Raw genomic sequence first — 17,174 nt, forward strand, 5'->3', positions numbered from 1 at the left:
GCAGCATGCTTTTGTTCCTGTCCCTCCAGTGAACCAAGACGCCTCGGAAGACATGCTGCGCACACCCCGCCCCTTGTACAAACCCCAAGCCCTGACCAGGGCTTGGGCTGTGGCGTCGCTGCTGGCCTGCGCCAGCTTGTCGGTCAAAGCGCTGACCCTGGGGCAGTTTTCGGTCGAATCGGGTTTGGGCGAACCGCTTCGGGCCGCCATTGAAATCACGCAATACAAGGTCGAAGACCTGCGCAAGCTCAAAGTCCAGCTGGCAGAGCCTGCCAGTTTTGAGCAAGCAGGCATGGCGTTTCATCCGGCCCTGAATGGCTTGCAAACCCGTCTGGAGTTTCGCGGCGACGGCAAGCCTTACATCGCCTTGACCGGGCAAACGCCGGTCAACGAGCACTTTGTGGATGTCATCGTGGAGGCCCAGTGGCCTTCTGGCCGACTGGCCATGAACTACACCGTGCTGGTCTCGCCTGTGGGCGCATTGAAACCCAGACCCGAAAAAGCCCAAGGCGATGCGACGGCCACCCCAGCCATCATCGCCCCCGTGGTCTCCCCGCAAGCCTTGGCGGCCACTGCTGCGCCTGCGGTGGACAGCGCCGTGCGCAAAGCCGAAGACGCCATCACCGTGCGGGCGGGCGACACCGCCTCCAAGCTGGTCTTGCAAAAAATGCCTGCAGGCGTGTCGCTCGACCAAATGCTGCTGGCCATGGTGCGTGCCAACCCCGAGGCTTTCATCGAAGGCAATGTGAACCTGTTGCGTGAAGGCGCTCAAGTGCATCTGCCGAACGCGCAAGAAGCGGCACAAATTTCCGCCGAAGAAGCACGGCAAACCGTGGTCGCGCAAACCGTGGACTTTGTGGCCTATGCCCGGCGTCTGGCGCAATCCACCTTGAAGGCCACCGACACGGCCAGCCGCGAAATGACTGGCCAAGTGGCCTCGGTGCCACTTGCCTCTGCGCCGACACCCGCACAGGACAAATTGACCCTGAGCAAACGGGAAGTCACCACCGACAGCGCCGAAGCCCGTTTGGCGGTGGAGCGCGAAATCCAGGAAAAAACCGAACAACTGGCTGCGCTGAAAAAGAACCTGGAAAGCTTGAAGTCCTTGTCGGCCAGCCCGACTGCTGAACCAACGAGCCCTGCCGAACCCTCGGTGTTGAAGCCCAGCCTGCCCACGGCAGCCGCTGAAGCCGCATCAACCCCTTTGCTGGAAGCCATCAGCCGTACCCCGTCCGTCTGGGGTTGGGTCATGGCGCTGTTGGCGGGCATGGCCGGCTTGGTGTGGTGGGTCAGACGCCGCCCCACAGCCCCGGCAGATTTGTTTGGCACAGTCTCCCAGTCGTCGGCTGAGACCACCGCAACAGCAGTCCCAATGGCACCATTCCCCTCGGGCTTACCGCCTCAATTTGCGGGTCTGGACTTGAACCTGACACCGGCACCCGATGCTGCGCCCGCCCCACAGTTGCCCAAGGCACAGGATCCAGGCCAGTGAGACTCGCGCTCGGCATCTGCTATTCGGGCACGGCTTACCAAGGCTGGCAAAGCCAAAGCACGGGCTTGACCATTCAGGACAAGCTCGAAAAAGCCTTGGCACAGTTTTGCGATGTGCCTCGGGTCAGCACCTTGTGCGCAGGCCGCACCGATGCGGGCGTGCACGGCCTGATGCAGGTGGTGCACTTTGACACCCCGCTGGAGCGCGACGTGTCTTCCTGGGTGCGCGGCACCAACCGGTATTTGCCGTCCGACATCGCGGTGCAATGGGCCCAAGTGGTGCCCGACAGCTTTCACTGCCGCGCCAGTGCCACCGGCAGGCGCTATGTGTATGTGCTGCTCGACTCAGTCGTGCGTCCCAGCCTGGAGGCCGGGCGCGTGGGTTGGGTCTACCGCCCACTGAGCGAAGACGCCATGCGCCAGGCCAGCGTGCACCTGCTGGGCGAACACGATTTTTCATCGTTTCGGGCCAGCATCTGCCAGGCCCTGTCGCCGGTCAAGACGCTGCGGCGCATCCAAATTTCAAAGCACGGTGCTTACTGGCGGTTTGAATTTGAAGGCAACGCCTTTTTGCACCACATGATCCGCAACATCATGGGTTGCCTGGTCACCATTGGCCAGGGCAACCAGCCGCCGGACTGGATGCAAGCGGTGCTGCACGCCAAAAACCGCGATGCGGCAGCCCCCACGTTTTCGCCGGACGGCCTGTACTTCGCCGGGCCGATCTACAGCCCCGAATGGGGTTTGCCCGACACCACCCCCGCTTTTGATTGGTTGCCATGACCCCGCAGCAACGCACCCGCATCAAGATGTGCGGCTTCACCCGCGAAGCCGATGTTCTGGCAGCCTGTGCCGCCGGGGCCGACGCCATTGGCTTTGTGCTGTACCCACCCAGCCCGCGCAGCGTGAGCATCGAACGCGCCGCCACGCTGGCGCGCTTGCTGCCCGCCTTTGTGACGCCCGTGCTGCTGTTTGTGAACGACACGCCCGAGCGCATCCAGGCAGCTTGCGCGGCCGTGCCGGGTGCTTTGCTGCAGTTCCATGGCGACGAATCGCCTGAATTTTGCGAAACCATGAGCCTGGCCACGGGCCGCCCCCACTTGAAAGCGGCCCGAATTCCCTTGTCCGAGGCGGCTGACTTCGACTTGCTAGAATTTGCGTTCCTTCACCACCAAGCCCAAGCCCTCTTGCTCGACGCGCATGTCGACGGATTCGGCGGCGGCGGGAAAACATTCAATTGGTCACTGCTGCCAACAAACGTCAAAGCTCACCTCGTTTTGTCTGGTGGACTCACACCTGCAAACGTGGGCGATGGCATTCGGACGCTGCGCACGCACGGCTTGTCTCTGGCCGTTGACGTGAGCTCGGGCATTGAAGCAGGCAAAGGCCTGAAAGATGCCGAAAAAATCCAGCAATTTGTGGCGGCCGTGCGTGCTGCCGATGCTGACCTCCTTTGAATTTTTGCCGGCTTCAATGCCGCACACCCCTGCCATGTACGACTACCAACAACCCGATGCCAAGGGCCATTTCGGCATTTATGGCGGCAGTTTCATCAGCGAAACCCTGACCCACGCCATCAATGAGCTGAAGGCCGCTTACGCCAAATACCAGCACGACCCCGAGTTCATTGCCGAATTCAAGTCCGAACTGGCGCACTTTGTGGGCCGCCCCTCGCCCGTCTACCACGCGGCCCGCATGAGCCGCGAAATGGGCGGCGCGCAGATCTTCCTCAAGCGCGAAGACCTCAACCACACCGGCGCGCACAAGATCAACAACACCATCGGCCAGGCCATGCTCGCCAAGCGCATGGGCAAGCCGCGCATCATTGCCGAAACCGGCGCAGGCCAACACGGCGTGGCCACCGCCACCATCTGCGCCCGCTACGGACTGGAATGCGTGGTTTACATGGGCGCTGAAGACGTGAAGCGCCAAAGCCCCAACGTCTACCGCATGAAACTGCTGGGCGCCACCGTGGTGCCCGTGGAAAGCGGCAGCCGCACCCTCAAAGACGCCCTCAACGAAGCCATGCGCGACTGGGTGGCCAATGTGGACAACACCTTCTACATCATCGGCACCGTGGCGGGCCCGCACCCCTACCCCATGATGGTGCGCGACTTCCAGAGCGTGATCGGCGAAGAATGCCTCACGCAAATGCCCGAGATGTTCAAGAGCCTGCACATGGCAGAGCAGCAACCCGACGCGGTCATCGCCTGCGTGGGCGGTGGCAGCAACGCGATGGGCATCTTCTACCCCTACATCCAACACGAGAAAACCCGCCTGATCGGCGTGGAAGCGGCGGGTGAAGGCATGGACACGAACAAGCATTCCGCCTCGCTGCAACTGGGCACGCCCGGCGTGCTGCACGGCAACCGCACCTACATCTTGCAAGACGAGAACGGCCAGATCACCGAAACCCACAGCGTGAGCGCTGGTCTGGATTACCCCGGCGTGGGCCCCGAGCACGCCTTCTTGAAGGACATCGGCCGCGCCGAGTACGTGGGCATCACCGACAAGGAAGCGCTCGACGCCTTCCACTACCTGTGCCGCACCGAGGGCATCATCCCCGCGCTGGAATCGAGCCACGCTGTGGCCTACGCCATGAAGCTGGCCAAAACCATGCGCCCCGATCAGTCGATTCTGGTCAACCTGTCGGGCCGTGGCGACAAAGACATCGGCACCGTGGCCGATTTATCGAACGCCGACTTCTATTGCCGCCCCAGCTGCCAAGGCCAGTCGGTCAAGGGCGCTGAGCAGCCCGTGAATTTCGTCAAATAAACCCTCGTGGGAGGCCGCCCCTGCGGCCGAATGGCCAGCCAAAGCTTGTCGTTCATTCGCGAGCAGGGGCTCGCTCCCACACAGATACAAGGTCAGCCATGAGCCGCATCGATTCAACCCTCTCCACCCTGAAAGCCCAGGGCCGCAAAGCCCTGATCCCGTATGTGACGGCAGGTTTCCCCCAAGCCACCACCACCGTGCCGCTGATGCACGCCATGGCCGAAGCCGGGGCCGACATCATCGAGCTGGGGGTGCCGTTCTCGGATCCCTCGGCCGACGGCCCGGTGATCCAGAAAGCGGGCGACAAAGCGCTGGCCTTGGGCATTGGCACCGTGCAGGTGCTGGCCATGGTCCGCGAGTTCCGCCAAACCAACACCAGCACCCCAGTGGTGCTGATGGGTTATGCCAACCCGGTCGAGCGCTACGACCAAAAGCACGGCACCGACAGCTTCATCCGCGACGCTTCGGCAGCCGGTGTGGACGGCGTGCTGATCGTGGACTACCCACCCGAAGAATGCGTGGAATTTGCCGCCAAACTGCGTGCCCACAGCATGGACCTGATCTTTTTGCTGGCCCCCACCTCGACCGAGGAGCGCATGCAGCAAGTGGCCCAGGTGGCCAGCGGCTACGTGTATTACGTGTCGCTCAAGGGCGTCACCGGCTCGGGCACGCTGGACACCGATGCGGTCGAAGCCATGCTGCCGCGCATCCGCCAGCACGTCAGCGTGCCGGTGGGCGTGGGCTTTGGCATCCGTGATGCGGCCACGGCCAAAGCCATCAGCAAAGTCGCCGACGCGGTGGTGATTGGCTCGCGCCTGATCCAGCTGATCGACGCCGCGCCAGCGGACAGCATCAACGCCGTGGCGGGTGAATTCCTCTCGGGTATCCGGCAAGCGCTGGACGCCTGAAGGCTGGGGCCTGCCCCGCGTGCCGGGTGCAGGCCCTCGCCACCTTCGCCATGTGAAACGGCCCCTGCGCCGTATCAACGATAATTCGCCGCTGAAGGAGAACCCTCATGAGTTGGCTAGAAAAATTACTCCCCCCCAAGATCCAGCACACCGACCCGGCGGACCGCCGCCAAGTGCCTGAAGGCTTGTGGGTCAAATGCCCCAGCTGCGAGACCGTGCTCTACAAGACCGACCTCGAAGAAAACCAGAATGTCTGCCCCGGCTGCGCGCACCACCTGCGCATCGGTGCCCGCGCCCGCCTGAACGGCTTTCTGGACGGCGAAGGCCGCTACGAAATCGGCCAGGAAGTGGTTCCGGTCGATGCCCTGAAGTTCAAAGACAGCCGCAAATACCCCGAGCGCCTGAAAGAAGCCATGAACAACACGGGCGAAACCGACGCCCTGGTCGTCATGGGCGGGGCTGTGCTCAGCATTCCCCTGGTCGTGGCCTGCTTCGAGTTCGACTTCATGGGCGGCTCCATGGGCTCCGTGGTGGGTGAACGCTTTGTGCGCGGTGTCGAAACCGCCATCGAACAAAAAGTGCCTTTCGTCTGCTTTACCGCCACGGGTGGTGCCCGCATGCAAGAAGGCCTGCTGTCGCTCATGCAAATGGCCAAGACCAATGCGGCCCTGACCCGTCTGGCCAAAAAAGGCCTGCCCTACATCAGCGTGCTGACCGACCCGACCATGGGTGGCGTGTCGGCTGGTTTTGCCTTTTTGGGCGATGTGGTCATTGCCGAGCCCAAAGCCCTGATCGGCTTTGCAGGCCCCCGCGTGATCGAAAGCACCGTGCGCGTGACCCTGCCCGAAGGCTTCCAGCGCGCCGAGTTCCTGCAAACCAAAGGCGCGGTCGACTTCATCTGTGACCGCCGCGAACTGCGCAAAACCATCGCCAGCACCTTGGCCATGCTGCAGCGCCAGCCCGCCGATGCTGTGAGCTGACCTGCGGCTCTACCCCCCCAAAATACAAAGGCCCTCTTCGGAGGGCCTTTGTATTTTCAAGAGCAATTTAATTGGCTCAATTTCAGCGGCTCAGTACATCCAGCTCATTTGCAGCTGAGCCAACAGCATGCCCGCCAGTTGCAGCACCAGCAACAAGGCCACAGGCGACAAATCCACCCCGCCAACCAGGGGCACGCAACGCTGAAAAGGCCTCAAAAATGGCTGACTCAAGCGCGCCACCAAGCTGTACATGGGCGAGCCCGGGTTGACCCACGACAACACAGCCAACACCAGCACCAACGCACTCAGGGCCGAGACCACCAGCTGGGCCATGCCCACCAAGCTCACCAGCGGCAGCAAACCCAAAGCGCCCTGCCCGCCTGCCACCAGCCACAGCAGCGTGTACTGCACCAGCTTGATGAGAAACGCGCCCACCAGACTCGACAAATCCCAAGCCGACCATGGTGGAACGACCCGGCGCAGCGGCAACAGCAGCCAGTCGGTCACCGCAAACACAAATTGGCCCAAGGGCTGGTGAAAGGAAATGCGCTGCCACTGCATCAAAAAGCGCAGCAAACAGGTGCCTGCGATCAGGCCCGCCACCACATCCAACACCAAGCTCACCATCTGGAACAACATCGATTTTTCTCCTGCTCGTGCGATGATACCCAGATGCCCGAACGCGATGCCCCATCTCCCGCCGCCTTGACGGAATTGCCCCTTTTCCCCTTGGGCACCGTGCTGTTTCCTGGCGCTTTGTTGCCCTTGCAATTGTTTGAGCTGCGTTACCTGCAGATGATCGGCGAATGCGAACGGCAAGGCACCGGCTTTGGCGTGGTCACGCTGACGCAGGGCCGCGAAGTACACCGCCCTGGCGAAGCCGCCGAGCAGTTTGAGGCCATGGGCACCCGCGTGCAGATCGAGCGCATCGAGCGGCCTCAGCCGGGTTTGGTCATGGTTTGGTGCCGGGGCGTGGAAAAGTTTCGCATCGAGGCCACGCAACAACGCAGTGATGGCCTGTGGCTGGGCCAGGTACAAGCCTTGCTGCCAGAGCCCGCCGTGCCAGTGCCCGAAGATCTGCAGCACCTGTCGGTGCAAATGCACGAGGCCCTGACCCAGCTGAGCGCCCAGCCCAGCGTGGTGCTACCTTGGAACGAGGCTTGGCGGCTGCAAGACTGCAGCTGGCTGTCTCACCGCTGGGGCGAGTTGCTGCCCCTGCCTTTGCAAATGAAATACCGGCTATTTGCCCTGCAAGAGCCCCTGATGCGCCTGGAGTTGGTGGGCGATCTGGTGGCCCCGGTTGCCCCGTCCGCAAAGAACCCCACCGGCTCCGGTCAAAAGCCCCCGGCAAACTCTTAAAATAGACGGCTTTGCGCCTTCGCGCAGTCCCAGTTCCCCGAAACCCCGGTTCAGGTGCCCCGTGCACCCAGCCCAACCACCGCCCGCCATGTCCGACACGAACGCCAACGCCCAAACGGCACCAGCACCTGCGCCAGCCCCACAAGATGAAAACCAGCTGATCGCCGAGCGCCGCGAAAAACTCAAGGCCATGCGCCAGGCGCAGGCTGAAGGCAAAGGCGTGGCATTCCCCAACGACTTCAAGCCCGAGCACCATGCCGCCAACCTGCACCAGGCCCATGGCGAAAAAGCCGCTGAAGAACTGAACGGCGAAGGCGTGGCCAAAACCACGGCCAAAGTCGCTGGCCGCATGATGCTCAAGCGCGTCATGGGCAAGGCCAGCTTTGCCACCTTGCAAGACGCCACCGGCCGCATCCAGGTCTATGTGACCCGCGACGACGTGGGCGAAGACCTCTATGCCCTCTTCAAACACTGGGATCTGGGCGACATCGTGGGGGTGGAAGGCCATTTGTTCAAAACCCGCACCGGCGAGCTGTCAATCCATGCCACATCGATCCGCATGCTCACCAAGAGCCTGCGCCCCATGCCCGACAAGTTCCACGGCGTGGCCGACCAGGAAGTCAAATACCGCCAGCGCTATGTGGACCTGATGACCGACGAAGCCGCCCGCAAGCGCTTTGTGGCCCGCAGCAAGGCCGTGAGCGGCATCCGCGAGTTCATGGTCAAGCACGGCTTTTTGGAAGTCGAAACGCCCATGCTGCACCCCATTCCCGGTGGTGCCAACGCCAAGCCCTTCATCACGCACCACAACGCGCTGGAACAAGAAATGTTCTTGCGCATCGCGCCCGAGCTGTACCTCAAGCGCTTGCTGGTGGGTGGCTTTGAGCGCGTGTTTGAGATCAACCGCAACTTCCGCAACGAAGGCATCTCGGTGCGCCACAACCCCGAGTTCACCATGATGGAGTTCTACGCGGCCTACTGGAACTACCAGGACCTGATGGGTTTTACCGAAAGCCTGATCCGCGATGCGGCCATGACGGCGGCGGGCACTTTGGACTTGACTTACAACGGCAAGCCGGTCGACCTGAACAAGCCGTTCGCCCGCATGACCATCCGCGAAGCCATCGTGAAACACACCGAAGCCGGTGACAACGTGGACAACGCCGAGTGGCTGATCAATGCCCTGAAAAAGCTGGGCATGAGCGAAGCCAAAGACAAACTGTCCACTCGCAGCCTGGCCAGCCTGCAGGTGTTCTATTTCGAAGAAACCGTGGAAGACAAGCTCTGGGAGCCGACCTTCATCATGGAACACCCGACCGAGATCAGCCCGCTGGCCCGCGCCAACGACACCCGCCCCGAAGTGACCGAGCGCTTTGAGCTGTACATCACCGGCCGCGAATTTGGCAACGGCTTTTCCGAGCTGAACGACGCCGAAGACCAGGCCGCACGCTTTCATGCGCAAGTGGCCGCCAAGGACGACGGTGACGACGAAGCCATGTACTACGACCACGACTTCGTGCGCGCCCTCGAATACGGCATGCCCCCTGCAGGCGGCTGCGGCATTGGCATTGACCGCCTGATGATGCTGCTGACCGACAGCGCCAGCATCCGCGACGTGATCCTGTTCCCCGCCCTGCGCCACGTGCAGGAATAAGCGATCCAAGCTCCAAAAACAAACCCGGCCAAGGCCGGGTTTGTTGTTTCATGCAGGCAAGTCGTCAGCCCTGCTGGCGAGGCGGCAGACGGGGAGCATCGTCCACCACCTCGCGCACTTCCACATCGACGATGTCGTCCTGGCGTCGCACTTCAGAATCTGAGCCGAAACCGCGCTGACCGCCAAAGCGCGCGCCCTTGCGCAACTCGCTGAACTGTTGCCAGACCATCACCACCTGGGGCTTGCGGCCAGTGAGCAACCAGCGCACGGTGGCGAACACGATGTAGAGGCCCAGCGCCGCCAGCAGGCCCGCCAGAAACGCGAGACCCAGAAGCCCCGTGAACAGGCCCATCACGATGCGTGCAATCGAGTTCATTCCAGTGTCCTGTTCAGTTCAAGGCAAGCGGTCGAGCGCCTGCATGTAGTCGGCAGAGCGCACCAGCTCGTCCCAGGGGCGGGCGGGTGACCGGGGCAAGAGGTTCAAGCGCCGCTCTTCGCTGATCTCGCTGGGTGTCCAGTGGCCCTTGAGTTGGGCTTCGGCCAGCTGGTCCAGCACCTCGTCCAGCTCGGCGCCGTCGTTCACCGCCGAGCGGTTGCACAGCAGGGCCAGGTCGCAGCCGGCTTGCAGCGCGGTGATCACCGCTTCGGTGTAGCTGAGGGTGCGCCCGTCCATCTGGCGTGCGGCAGCCATCGACAGATCGTCTGTGCAGACCACACCCTGAAAGCCCAGCTGGGCACGCAAGATGTCTTGCAGCCAACGCGGCGAAAAGCCTGCCGGGCGGCTGTCGACCTTGCTGTAGATCACATGGGCGGGCATGACGGCGGTGAGCACGCTGGTGAGCCAGCGGTAAGGCTGCGCGTCGTCGGCCAGGATGGTTTTGAGGCCGCGTTTGTCCACGGGCAGCGCCACGTGCGAGTCGGCCTTGACAGCGCCGTGTCCTGGGAAATGCTTGCCGCAGTTGCCCATGCCCGCTTGCAGCAGGCCTTGCATCAGGCTGCGGGCCAAGAGGCTCACCACACGTGGGTCGCGGGCGAAGGCGCGGTCGCCGATGACGCCGCTCTCGCCGTGGTCCAGATCCAGCACGGGCGTGAAGCTGAAGTCCACGCCGCAAGCGCGCAGCTCGCTGGCCAACACAAAGCCCGCCGAGGTGGCCGCTTCGCAGGCCTTGAGCACGCCAGAGCCGGGTTGGCCCTTGTCGTCTTGCGCCCAAAGCTCGCCCAAGGCGCGCATGGGCGGCAAATGGGTGAAGCCATCGGTGCGAAAGCGCTGCACGCGACCGCCTTCGTGGTCCACCGCGATCAAGAGGTCGGGTCGGAGGTTTTTGATGTCGGCGCACAGCTCCGTGAGTTGCGCCCGGCTTTGCCAGTTGCGGCCAAACAAAATCATGCCCCCCACCAGCGGGTGTGCCAAGCGGCGGCGGTCCACGTCGGTCAATGTGGTGCCAGCAATGTCAATGATGAGTGGGGCGTGGATGCTCATGGGTGTTTCAAGTTCAAAAGGCAGTTCGGGGTGAACCACCCCATATCAAGGGGCAGCGCTGACGGAAACTGGCAAAGGCGCAGGGTGAACGGTCTCGACCACGCAAAAGCTGGCGGCGTATTCGGATTCGTCGGTCACCGTGATGTAGGCGCTGAGGTTTTTGGCTTCAAACCATTCCTTCAGCACCCCATGCAACACGATGACCGGCTGGCCGCTGGGCAGTTTGCCGATCTCGCACAGACGCCAGGTCATGGGCATGCGCATGCCCAGACCAATGGCCTTGCTGAAAGCCTCTTTGGCCGAAAAGCGGGTGGCGAGATAACGCACACCGCGCTCAGGCCAGCGGGCGCTGCGGGCTTTCCAGGTGACCATCTCGGCATCGCTCAGCACCTTGGCGGCAAAGCGCTCGCCGTGCCGCGCCAGGCTGGCCTTGACGCGGCGGATGTCGCAGATGTCGGTGCCGATGCCGTAGATCATTTTTTCAGGCAATCCAGATACGCCTGCACCGTGGCGGCGTAGCCCAGCTCCAGCGCGTCGGCCATGAAAGCGTGGCCAATCGAGACTTCTTGCAGGCCCTTCACCGCCGCCACAAAGGCGGGCAGGTTGTCTCGGTTGAGGTCGTGACCTGCGTTCAGGCCCAGGCCTGCTTGCAGCGCGGCCTCGGCCGCATCGGCGTAACGCTGCAACTGGGCCGCGTTCTCTGGCGTGCCCCAAGTGGCTGCATAAGGCTCGGTGTACAGCTCCACCCGGTCAGCGCCCACGGCGCGGGCGGCGGCCATTTGCTCAGGGATCGGGTCCATGAACAGGCTCACCCGCACGCCCAAGGCCTTGCACTCGTCGATCAAGGGTTGCAGTCGTTCGGCGTCTTGCGGGAAAGTCCAGCCATGGTCGCTGGTGAACTGGCCTTCGCTGTCGGGCACGAAAGTCACCTGGTGCGGGCGCACGGCACGCACATGCTGAATCAGGTTGTGAAAAGGGTTGCCTTCGATGTTGAACTCGCGGTCGGGCCAGGCTTGCATCAGGGCGTGCAGCTCGGGCACGTCGCTGGCGCGGATGTGGCGCTCGTCGGGCCGGGGGTGGATGGTGATGCCCTGCGCACCCGCTTGCAGGCACAGCTGGGCGGCACGCGTGACGCTGGGAATGCCCAGGTGGCGGGAATTGCGCAGCAAGGCAACTTTGTTGACGTTGACCGACAGGGCAACGCGATCAGAAGAGGTGGTCATAAGGTTTGCAAGTCCAGCATCATTTGGCGGGTGCGCAATGCGCCCACACCGCAATGGTAGTTGAGCATCAAGCGCAAGGGGCGCTGCAGCGGCCCCAGCAAGTCGGCACATTCGCGCAGCAAGGCGGCGAGTGGACTGGGGTCGTCGAGTGCGGCTTGCAGCGCCAGCCATTGCGCACCGCGCAAAGCGTGGCGACTGTCCTCGGGCACCCATTGCAAGCCGGCCTCAGGCACCAAGGTGTAAAAGCCTTCGGGCTCCAGCGGCTTGAGCGTCAGAGTTTGCAAGTTGAGCGCGGGCAGCAAACCCATCTCTTTGAGCAGCAGCAATTCAAACCCACGCAAGGCCCATTGCAAGGCATCGGGGTCGCCACTGGCAAGCAAGCGGACGGCGGCGGCATACACCTCAAACAAAAGCGGATGGGGGTCGTCTCGCGCGGTCAGGCGCATGAGCAATTCATTGAGGTAATAGCCCGACAGCAGCGCCTCGCCTGTGGGCATGACGTGGCCGCCCACCCATTCGGCCGACTTAAGGGTGCGAATGTCGCCGTCGCCCCCGAAGGCCAGCGACAAAGGCTGCAAAGGCAGTAGCACTGGGCGAAAGCTCGATGTCGGCCGCTTGGCCCCCTTGGCCACCAAAGCCACCCGCCCGTGGTGGCGGGTGAAGACCTCCAGGATCAGGCTGGTCTCGCTCCAGTCGTAGCGGTGCAGCACATAGGCTGGCTCGTCTGCGATCCGCTTGGTGGCCATTGACGGTGGGGTTACTCGTAGCCGAAGCTGCGCACGCGGGCTTCGTCGTCGGCCCAACCCGAACGCACTTTGACCCACAGCTCGATGAAGACCTTGGCGTCCAGCAGCTTTTCCAGCTCAACACGGGTTTCGGTGCCGATGCGCTTGAGCTTTTCGCCCTTGTCACCGATCACCATGGCCTTGTGGCCTTCGCGCTCGACCACGATGGTGGCGGCAATGCGCAGCATGCGCTTGGACGTGCGGCCCGCTTCTTCTTCGAACTTGTCGATCACCACCGTGGAGGTGTAAGGCAACTCGTCACCAGTGAGGCGGAAGAGTTTTTCGCGCACCATTTCGCTGGCGAGGAACTTCTCGCTGCGGTCGGTCAGCTCGTCTTCGGCATGCCACCAAGGCTGCTCGGGCAGGTATTTTTCGCAGATGTCCAGCAAGCGCACGATGTCTTTGGGCTGCTTGGCCGACATGGGCACAAACTCGGTGAAGGCATGGCGCTCTTGCATGCTTTGCAACCAGGGCGCGATGTCGCCACGGCGGTGCACGTTGTCGAGCTTGTTGGCCACCAGCAAAACCGGAATGCCGGGCTTGAGCAACGCCAGCACCTTGGCGTCGGCCGTGGTGAAGCTGCCCGCCTCGACCACAAACAGCACCAGGTCCACATCGCTGACCGCACCGACCACGGTTTTGTTCAGCGATTTGTTGAGCGCTGTGCCGTGAATGGTCTGGAAACCGGGCGTATCGACAAACACATACTGGGCAGCGCCCTGGGTGCGGATGCCGGTGATGCGGTGGCGCGTGGTTTGCGCTTTGCGCGAGGTGATGCTGATTTTTTGGCCGACCAAGGCGTTGAGCAAGGTCGATTTGCCCACGTTGGGCTTGCCCACAATGGCCACCAGGCCGCAGCGCTGGCCGGCCACGGGGACTGGCGCAGGTGCAGCCGCCACAGGGGGCAAGGCGGCGTCTTCTGAGGCATCGCGTGGCTGGATGGTCACGCCCGCAATTTGAACGGGGCGGCGCATGGCTTGCTCTTGCGGCATGCGTTCGGGTTCAGAGGGGGTGGATTTTTTGTCGGTGCTCATGCGGCGCTTTCGGATTTCAGGGTCTGCAGCATGGCGGCGGCCGCTGCTTGTTCGGCGGCGCGACGCGATGCGCCCGAGCCTTGTTGTGTTTGTCGCAATTCGGTCACTTCGCACGAGACCTCGAATTGCTGGCGGTGCGCGGCGCCAGAGGTGCCGACCACGGTGTATTTGGGCAGCGCGAGCTTGCGCCCTTGCAACCACTCCTGCAATTCGGTCTTGGGGTCTTTGCCCACGGCCTGCATGTCGGGCTTGATGTCGACCTTGGCAAACAGGCGCTCGACCAGCGCTTGTGCGTCCTTGTAGCCACCATCCAGATAGACGGCACCAATGATGGCTTCCAGCGCGTCGGCCAGGATCGAGGGGCGTCCTTGCCCACCGGAGCGCATTTCGCCCTCGCCCAACCGCATCACGGCAGACAAGTCCAGGGTTTTAGCCAATTGATGCAAGGTGTCTTGCTTGACCAGGTTGGCCCGCACGCGAGACAAATCGCCTTCAGGCAAGCTGGCCAGCTGCGCATACAGCATGTGCGCCACCGACAGGTTGAGCACCGAGTCGCCCAAAAACTCCAGGCGCTCGTTGTGGTCGGCGCTGAAGCTGCGGTGGGTGACGGCTTGCTGAAGCAGCCCCGCTTGGCGAAAGGCGTAGCCCAAGCGGATTTGCAGCTCGGACAAGGCTGGTGATACAGCGGAAGATGTGGCCACGCTCACCTCAGTCAAAAGCGCCAATGCGCTTGAGATTGCCAAAGTTCATCCAGACGAAAAAAGCTTTGCCCACGATGTTGGCGTCCGGCACAAAACCCCAATAGCGCGAATCCAAGGAGTTGTCGCGGTTGTCGCCCATCATGAAATAGTGACCCGCAGGCACCTTGCAGGTCACACCTTCAACGGTGTAGTTGCAGTTTTCACGGCCGACAAACTGGTCAGCACCTGGCACAAAGGCTGGACGGTCATCGTCTTGAATGGTCTGGTGCGGCTTGGCACCCAGCGTCTCGCTGCGGTGCTTGAAATACCGCATGGTCGACTCGTCAAAAAAGTCAGGCAAGGCCTGGGTTGGCAACACTTTGCCATTGATACTGAGCTTCTTGTTCAGATAAGCCACTTCGTCACCCGGCACCCCCACCACGCGCTTGATGTAGTCGACCGTGGGCTTGGGCGGGTAGCGAAACACCATCACATCACCGCGCTGAACAGGTGTGCCTTCGGTGAGCTTGATGTTGGCCACAGGCAAACGAATGCCGTAATGGAATTTGTTCACCAAAATCAGATCGCCAATGTGCAGGGTCGGGATCATGGAGCCCGATGGAATCTTGAAGGGTTCAAACAGGAACGAACGCAAGATGAAGACCACCACGATGACCGGGAACAGGCCAGCGGTCCAGTCGAGCCACCAAGGCTGCATCAGCAGTTTTTCGCGGGCCTCCTGGATGTCGGTGTCGACCTTGTCGATGCCCATCTTGGTCAATTCGGCACGGCGCTGTGCGGTTTCGGCCTCCAGTTGGGCTGCCGATTTTTGGCGCTGAGGCAAAAACACAAAGCGCTCGGCCAGCCAATAAATGCCTGTGACCACGGTGGCCAGCAACAAGAGCAGCGCAAAGTTGCCCTCGATGAAACCCGTATACCAAGCACCGGCATAAGCGACAAAAGCGGCCAACACCAAAGACGTTAAAAACTGCATCAATCCTCCACCTGCAAAATGGCCAGAAACGCCTCTTGAGGCACCTCGACCGAACCAATCTGTTTCATGCGCTTTTTACCCGCTTTTTGCTTTTCAAGCAGCTTGCGTTTGCGCGAAATATCGCCACCGTAACACTTGGCCAGCACGTTCTTGCGCAAGGCCTTGATGCTTTCACGGGCAATGATGTTGGCACCAATGGCCGCCTGGATTGCCACATCAAACATCTGGCGGCTGATGATCTCGCGCATCTTGGCCACCACGGCGCGACCGCGGTACTGCGACTGCGAACGGTGCACGATGATGGACAGCGCATCGACCTTCTCGCCGTTGAGCAAAATGTCGACCTTCACCACGTCGGAAGCGCGGAACTCCTTGAACTCATAGTCCATCGACGCGTAGCCTCGGCTGACCGATTTGAGCTTGTCAAAGAAGTCGAGCACGATCTCGCCCAGCGGCATCTCATAGGTCAGCATGACCTGACGACCGTGGTAGGCCATGTTGATCTGCACGCCACGCTTCAAATTGGCCAGCGTCATGACCGGGCCCACATAGTCTTGCGGCATGTACAAATGCACGGTGACGATGGGCTCGCGGATTTCCTGCAACTTGCCCTGGTCGGGCATTTTGGAGGGGTTTTCCACCATGACCACTTCGCCCCCTGGCTGGACCACTTGGTAAACCACGCTGGGCGCGGTGGTGATCAGGTCCTGATCGAATTCACGCTCAAGGCGCTCCTGCACGATTTCCATGTGCAGCAAACCCAAAAAGCCACAACGAAAACCAAAACCCAGCGCTTGCGAGACTTCAGGTTCGTAATGCAGCGACGCATCGTTGAGTTTGAGTTTTTCCAGTGCATCGCGCAGCCCGTCGTACTGGTTGGCTTCGGTCGGGTACAGACCGGCAAACACCTGAGGCTGAATTTCCTTGAAGCCCGGCAAGGCTTCGGTGGCGGGGCCTTGGTTGTTGGGCAACTTCTTTTCCAAGGTGACGGTATCGCCGACCTTGGCCGCCTGCAACTCTTTGATGCCTGCAATGATGTAACCCACCTCACCGGCCTTGAGCGACTGGCGCGGCTCGTTGGCCGGGGTGAACACACCCAGGCTGCCTGCTTCGTAAACCGCATTGCTGGCCATCATCCGGATGCGCTCACCCTTGATCAGCTGGCCATCGACCACACGCACCAACATGACCACGCCGACATAGCTGTCAAACCAGCTGTCAATGATCATGGCGCGCAAAGGTGCATCGGGGTTGCCCTTGGGCGGCGGAATGCGGGCCACCACGGCTTCGAGGATTTCTTCGATGCCCATGCCGGTTTTGGCCGAGCAGGGAATCGCGTCGGTGGCGTCAATGCCAATCACGTCTTCGACTTCGCTGCGGGCGTTGTCCGGGTCGGCGTTGGGCAGGTCCATCTTATTGAGCACGGGCACCACTTCCACACCCAGGTCGAGCGCGGTGTAGCAGTTGGCCACGGTCTGTGCTTCCACACCCTGGCTGGCGTCCACAACCAGCAAGGCGCCTTCGCAGGCCGACAGCGAACGCGAGACTTCATAAGAGAAGTCCACATGGCCGGGGGTGTCGATCAGGTTGAGGTTGTAAACCTGTCCGTCTTTGGCTTTGTAGTGCAGCGCAGCGGTCTGCGCCTTGATGGTGATGCCGCGCTCTTTCTCGATGTCCATCGAGTCCAGAACCTGGGCTTCCATGTCACGCGCTTCGAGACCCCCACACCGTTGAATCAAGCGATCGGCCAGCGTGGATTTGCCATGGTCAATGTGGGCAATGATCGAAAAATTTCTGATGTGATTCATCAA

18 protein-coding genes are annotated in these 17,174 nt (G+C 61.8%); 8 read left to right on the top strand and 10 right to left on the bottom strand.

What is annotated here, in order from left to right:
* The first annotated feature begins 52 nt into the window (after positions 1-52).
* The 6 genes from ACZ5VE_RS10820 (at position 53) to accD (ending at position 6,154) form a co-directional block, all read left to right on the top strand.
* A complete protein-coding gene (locus ACZ5VE_RS10820; protein ID WP_464455179.1) occupies positions 53-1,492 on the top strand; it encodes a type IV pilus assembly protein FimV in 1,440 nt (479 codons plus the stop codon).
* Entirely contained in the window at positions 1,489-2,274 is a 786-nt protein-coding gene (truA, locus tag ACZ5VE_RS10825; protein WP_464455180.1) for a tRNA pseudouridine(38-40) synthase TruA, read from the top strand. The genes ACZ5VE_RS10820 and truA overlap by 4 nt, the downstream gene beginning before the upstream one ends.
* Entirely contained in the window at positions 2,271-2,948 is a 678-nt protein-coding gene (locus tag ACZ5VE_RS10830) for a phosphoribosylanthranilate isomerase (protein WP_464455181.1), read from the top strand. The genes truA and ACZ5VE_RS10830 overlap by 4 nt, the downstream gene beginning before the upstream one ends.
* 34 nt (positions 2,949-2,982) lie before the next feature.
* Entirely contained in the window at positions 2,983-4,266 is a 1,284-nt protein-coding gene (gene trpB, locus ACZ5VE_RS10835; RefSeq protein WP_464457481.1) for a tryptophan synthase subunit beta, read from the top strand.
* A 98-nt stretch (positions 4,267-4,364) separates the two neighbouring features.
* The gene (gene trpA / locus ACZ5VE_RS10840; RefSeq protein WP_464455182.1) at positions 4,365-5,174 is read left to right on the top strand and encodes a tryptophan synthase subunit alpha; all 810 of its coding nucleotides are present in this window, start codon (positions 4,365-4,367) and stop codon (positions 5,172-5,174) included.
* A 107-nt stretch (positions 5,175-5,281) separates the two neighbouring features.
* Complete coding sequence (gene accD / locus ACZ5VE_RS10845; RefSeq protein ID WP_464455183.1) at positions 5,282-6,154, top strand: acetyl-CoA carboxylase, carboxyltransferase subunit beta; 873 nt, start codon at positions 5,282-5,284, stop codon at positions 6,152-6,154.
* A 90-nt stretch (positions 6,155-6,244) separates the two neighbouring features.
* Here accD and ACZ5VE_RS10850 read toward each other — a convergent pair whose 3' ends face one another.
* Positions 6,245-6,793, bottom strand: a complete 549-nt coding sequence (locus ACZ5VE_RS10850) for a YggT family protein (protein ID WP_464455184.1) — start codon at positions 6,791-6,793, stop codon at positions 6,245-6,247.
* A gap of 33 nt (positions 6,794-6,826) precedes the next feature.
* Between ACZ5VE_RS10850 and ACZ5VE_RS10855 the strand changes: the two genes are divergently transcribed.
* Positions 6,827-7,513, top strand: coding sequence for an LON peptidase substrate-binding domain-containing protein (locus tag ACZ5VE_RS10855; RefSeq protein WP_464455185.1), 687 nt, complete (start codon positions 6,827-6,829; stop codon positions 7,511-7,513).
* An 88-nt stretch (positions 7,514-7,601) separates the two neighbouring features.
* Positions 7,602-9,167, top strand: a complete 1,566-nt coding sequence (gene lysS, locus ACZ5VE_RS10860; protein WP_464455186.1) for a lysine--tRNA ligase — start codon at positions 7,602-7,604, stop codon at positions 9,165-9,167.
* A gap of 64 nt (positions 9,168-9,231) precedes the next feature.
* Here the strand turns inward: lysS and ACZ5VE_RS10865 are convergent, their stop codons facing one another.
* Genes ACZ5VE_RS10865 through lepA form a run of 9 tightly spaced genes read right to left on the bottom strand, consistent with a single transcriptional unit; the run spans position 9,232 to position 17,171 of the window.
* A complete protein-coding gene (locus ACZ5VE_RS10865) occupies positions 9,232-9,543 on the bottom strand; it encodes a hypothetical protein (RefSeq protein ID WP_464455187.1) in 312 nt (103 codons plus the stop codon).
* 18 nt (positions 9,544-9,561) lie between these two features.
* Entirely contained in the window at positions 9,562-10,647 is a 1,086-nt protein-coding gene (gene nagZ / locus ACZ5VE_RS10870; RefSeq protein ID WP_464455188.1) for a beta-N-acetylhexosaminidase, read from the bottom strand.
* A gap of 45 nt (positions 10,648-10,692) precedes the next feature.
* The gene (gene acpS / locus ACZ5VE_RS10875; RefSeq protein ID WP_464455189.1) at positions 10,693-11,124 is read right to left on the bottom strand and encodes a holo-ACP synthase; all 432 of its coding nucleotides are present in this window, start codon (positions 11,122-11,124) and stop codon (positions 10,693-10,695) included.
* Positions 11,121-11,870, bottom strand: coding sequence for a pyridoxine 5'-phosphate synthase (locus ACZ5VE_RS10880; RefSeq protein WP_464455190.1), 750 nt, complete (start codon positions 11,868-11,870; stop codon positions 11,121-11,123). Before ACZ5VE_RS10880 ends, acpS begins: the two co-directional genes overlap by 4 nt.
* Positions 11,867-12,616: a DNA repair protein RecO gene (gene recO, locus ACZ5VE_RS10885; protein WP_464455191.1), complete on the bottom strand. Its 750-nt coding sequence runs from the start codon at positions 12,614-12,616 to the stop codon at positions 11,867-11,869. The genes ACZ5VE_RS10880 and recO overlap by 4 nt, the downstream gene beginning before the upstream one ends.
* Positions 12,617-12,627: 11 nt before the next feature.
* Positions 12,628-13,689, bottom strand: a complete 1,062-nt coding sequence (era, locus tag ACZ5VE_RS10890) for a GTPase Era (RefSeq protein ID WP_464455192.1) — start codon at positions 13,687-13,689, stop codon at positions 12,628-12,630.
* A complete protein-coding gene (gene rnc / locus ACZ5VE_RS10895; RefSeq protein ID WP_464457482.1) occupies positions 13,686-14,396 on the bottom strand; it encodes a ribonuclease III in 711 nt (236 codons plus the stop codon). Before rnc ends, era begins: the two co-directional genes overlap by 4 nt.
* A gap of 1 nt (position 14,397) precedes the next feature.
* Positions 14,398-15,363, bottom strand: a complete 966-nt coding sequence (lepB, locus tag ACZ5VE_RS10900) for a signal peptidase I (RefSeq protein ID WP_464455193.1) — start codon at positions 15,361-15,363, stop codon at positions 14,398-14,400.
* Entirely contained in the window at positions 15,363-17,171 is a 1,809-nt protein-coding gene (lepA, locus tag ACZ5VE_RS10905) for a translation elongation factor 4 (RefSeq protein WP_464455194.1), read from the bottom strand. Before lepA ends, lepB begins: the two co-directional genes overlap by 1 nt.
* Positions 17,172-17,174 lie beyond the last annotated feature (3 nt).

It is taken from the genome of Limnohabitans sp. INBF003 (assembly GCF_055396645.1).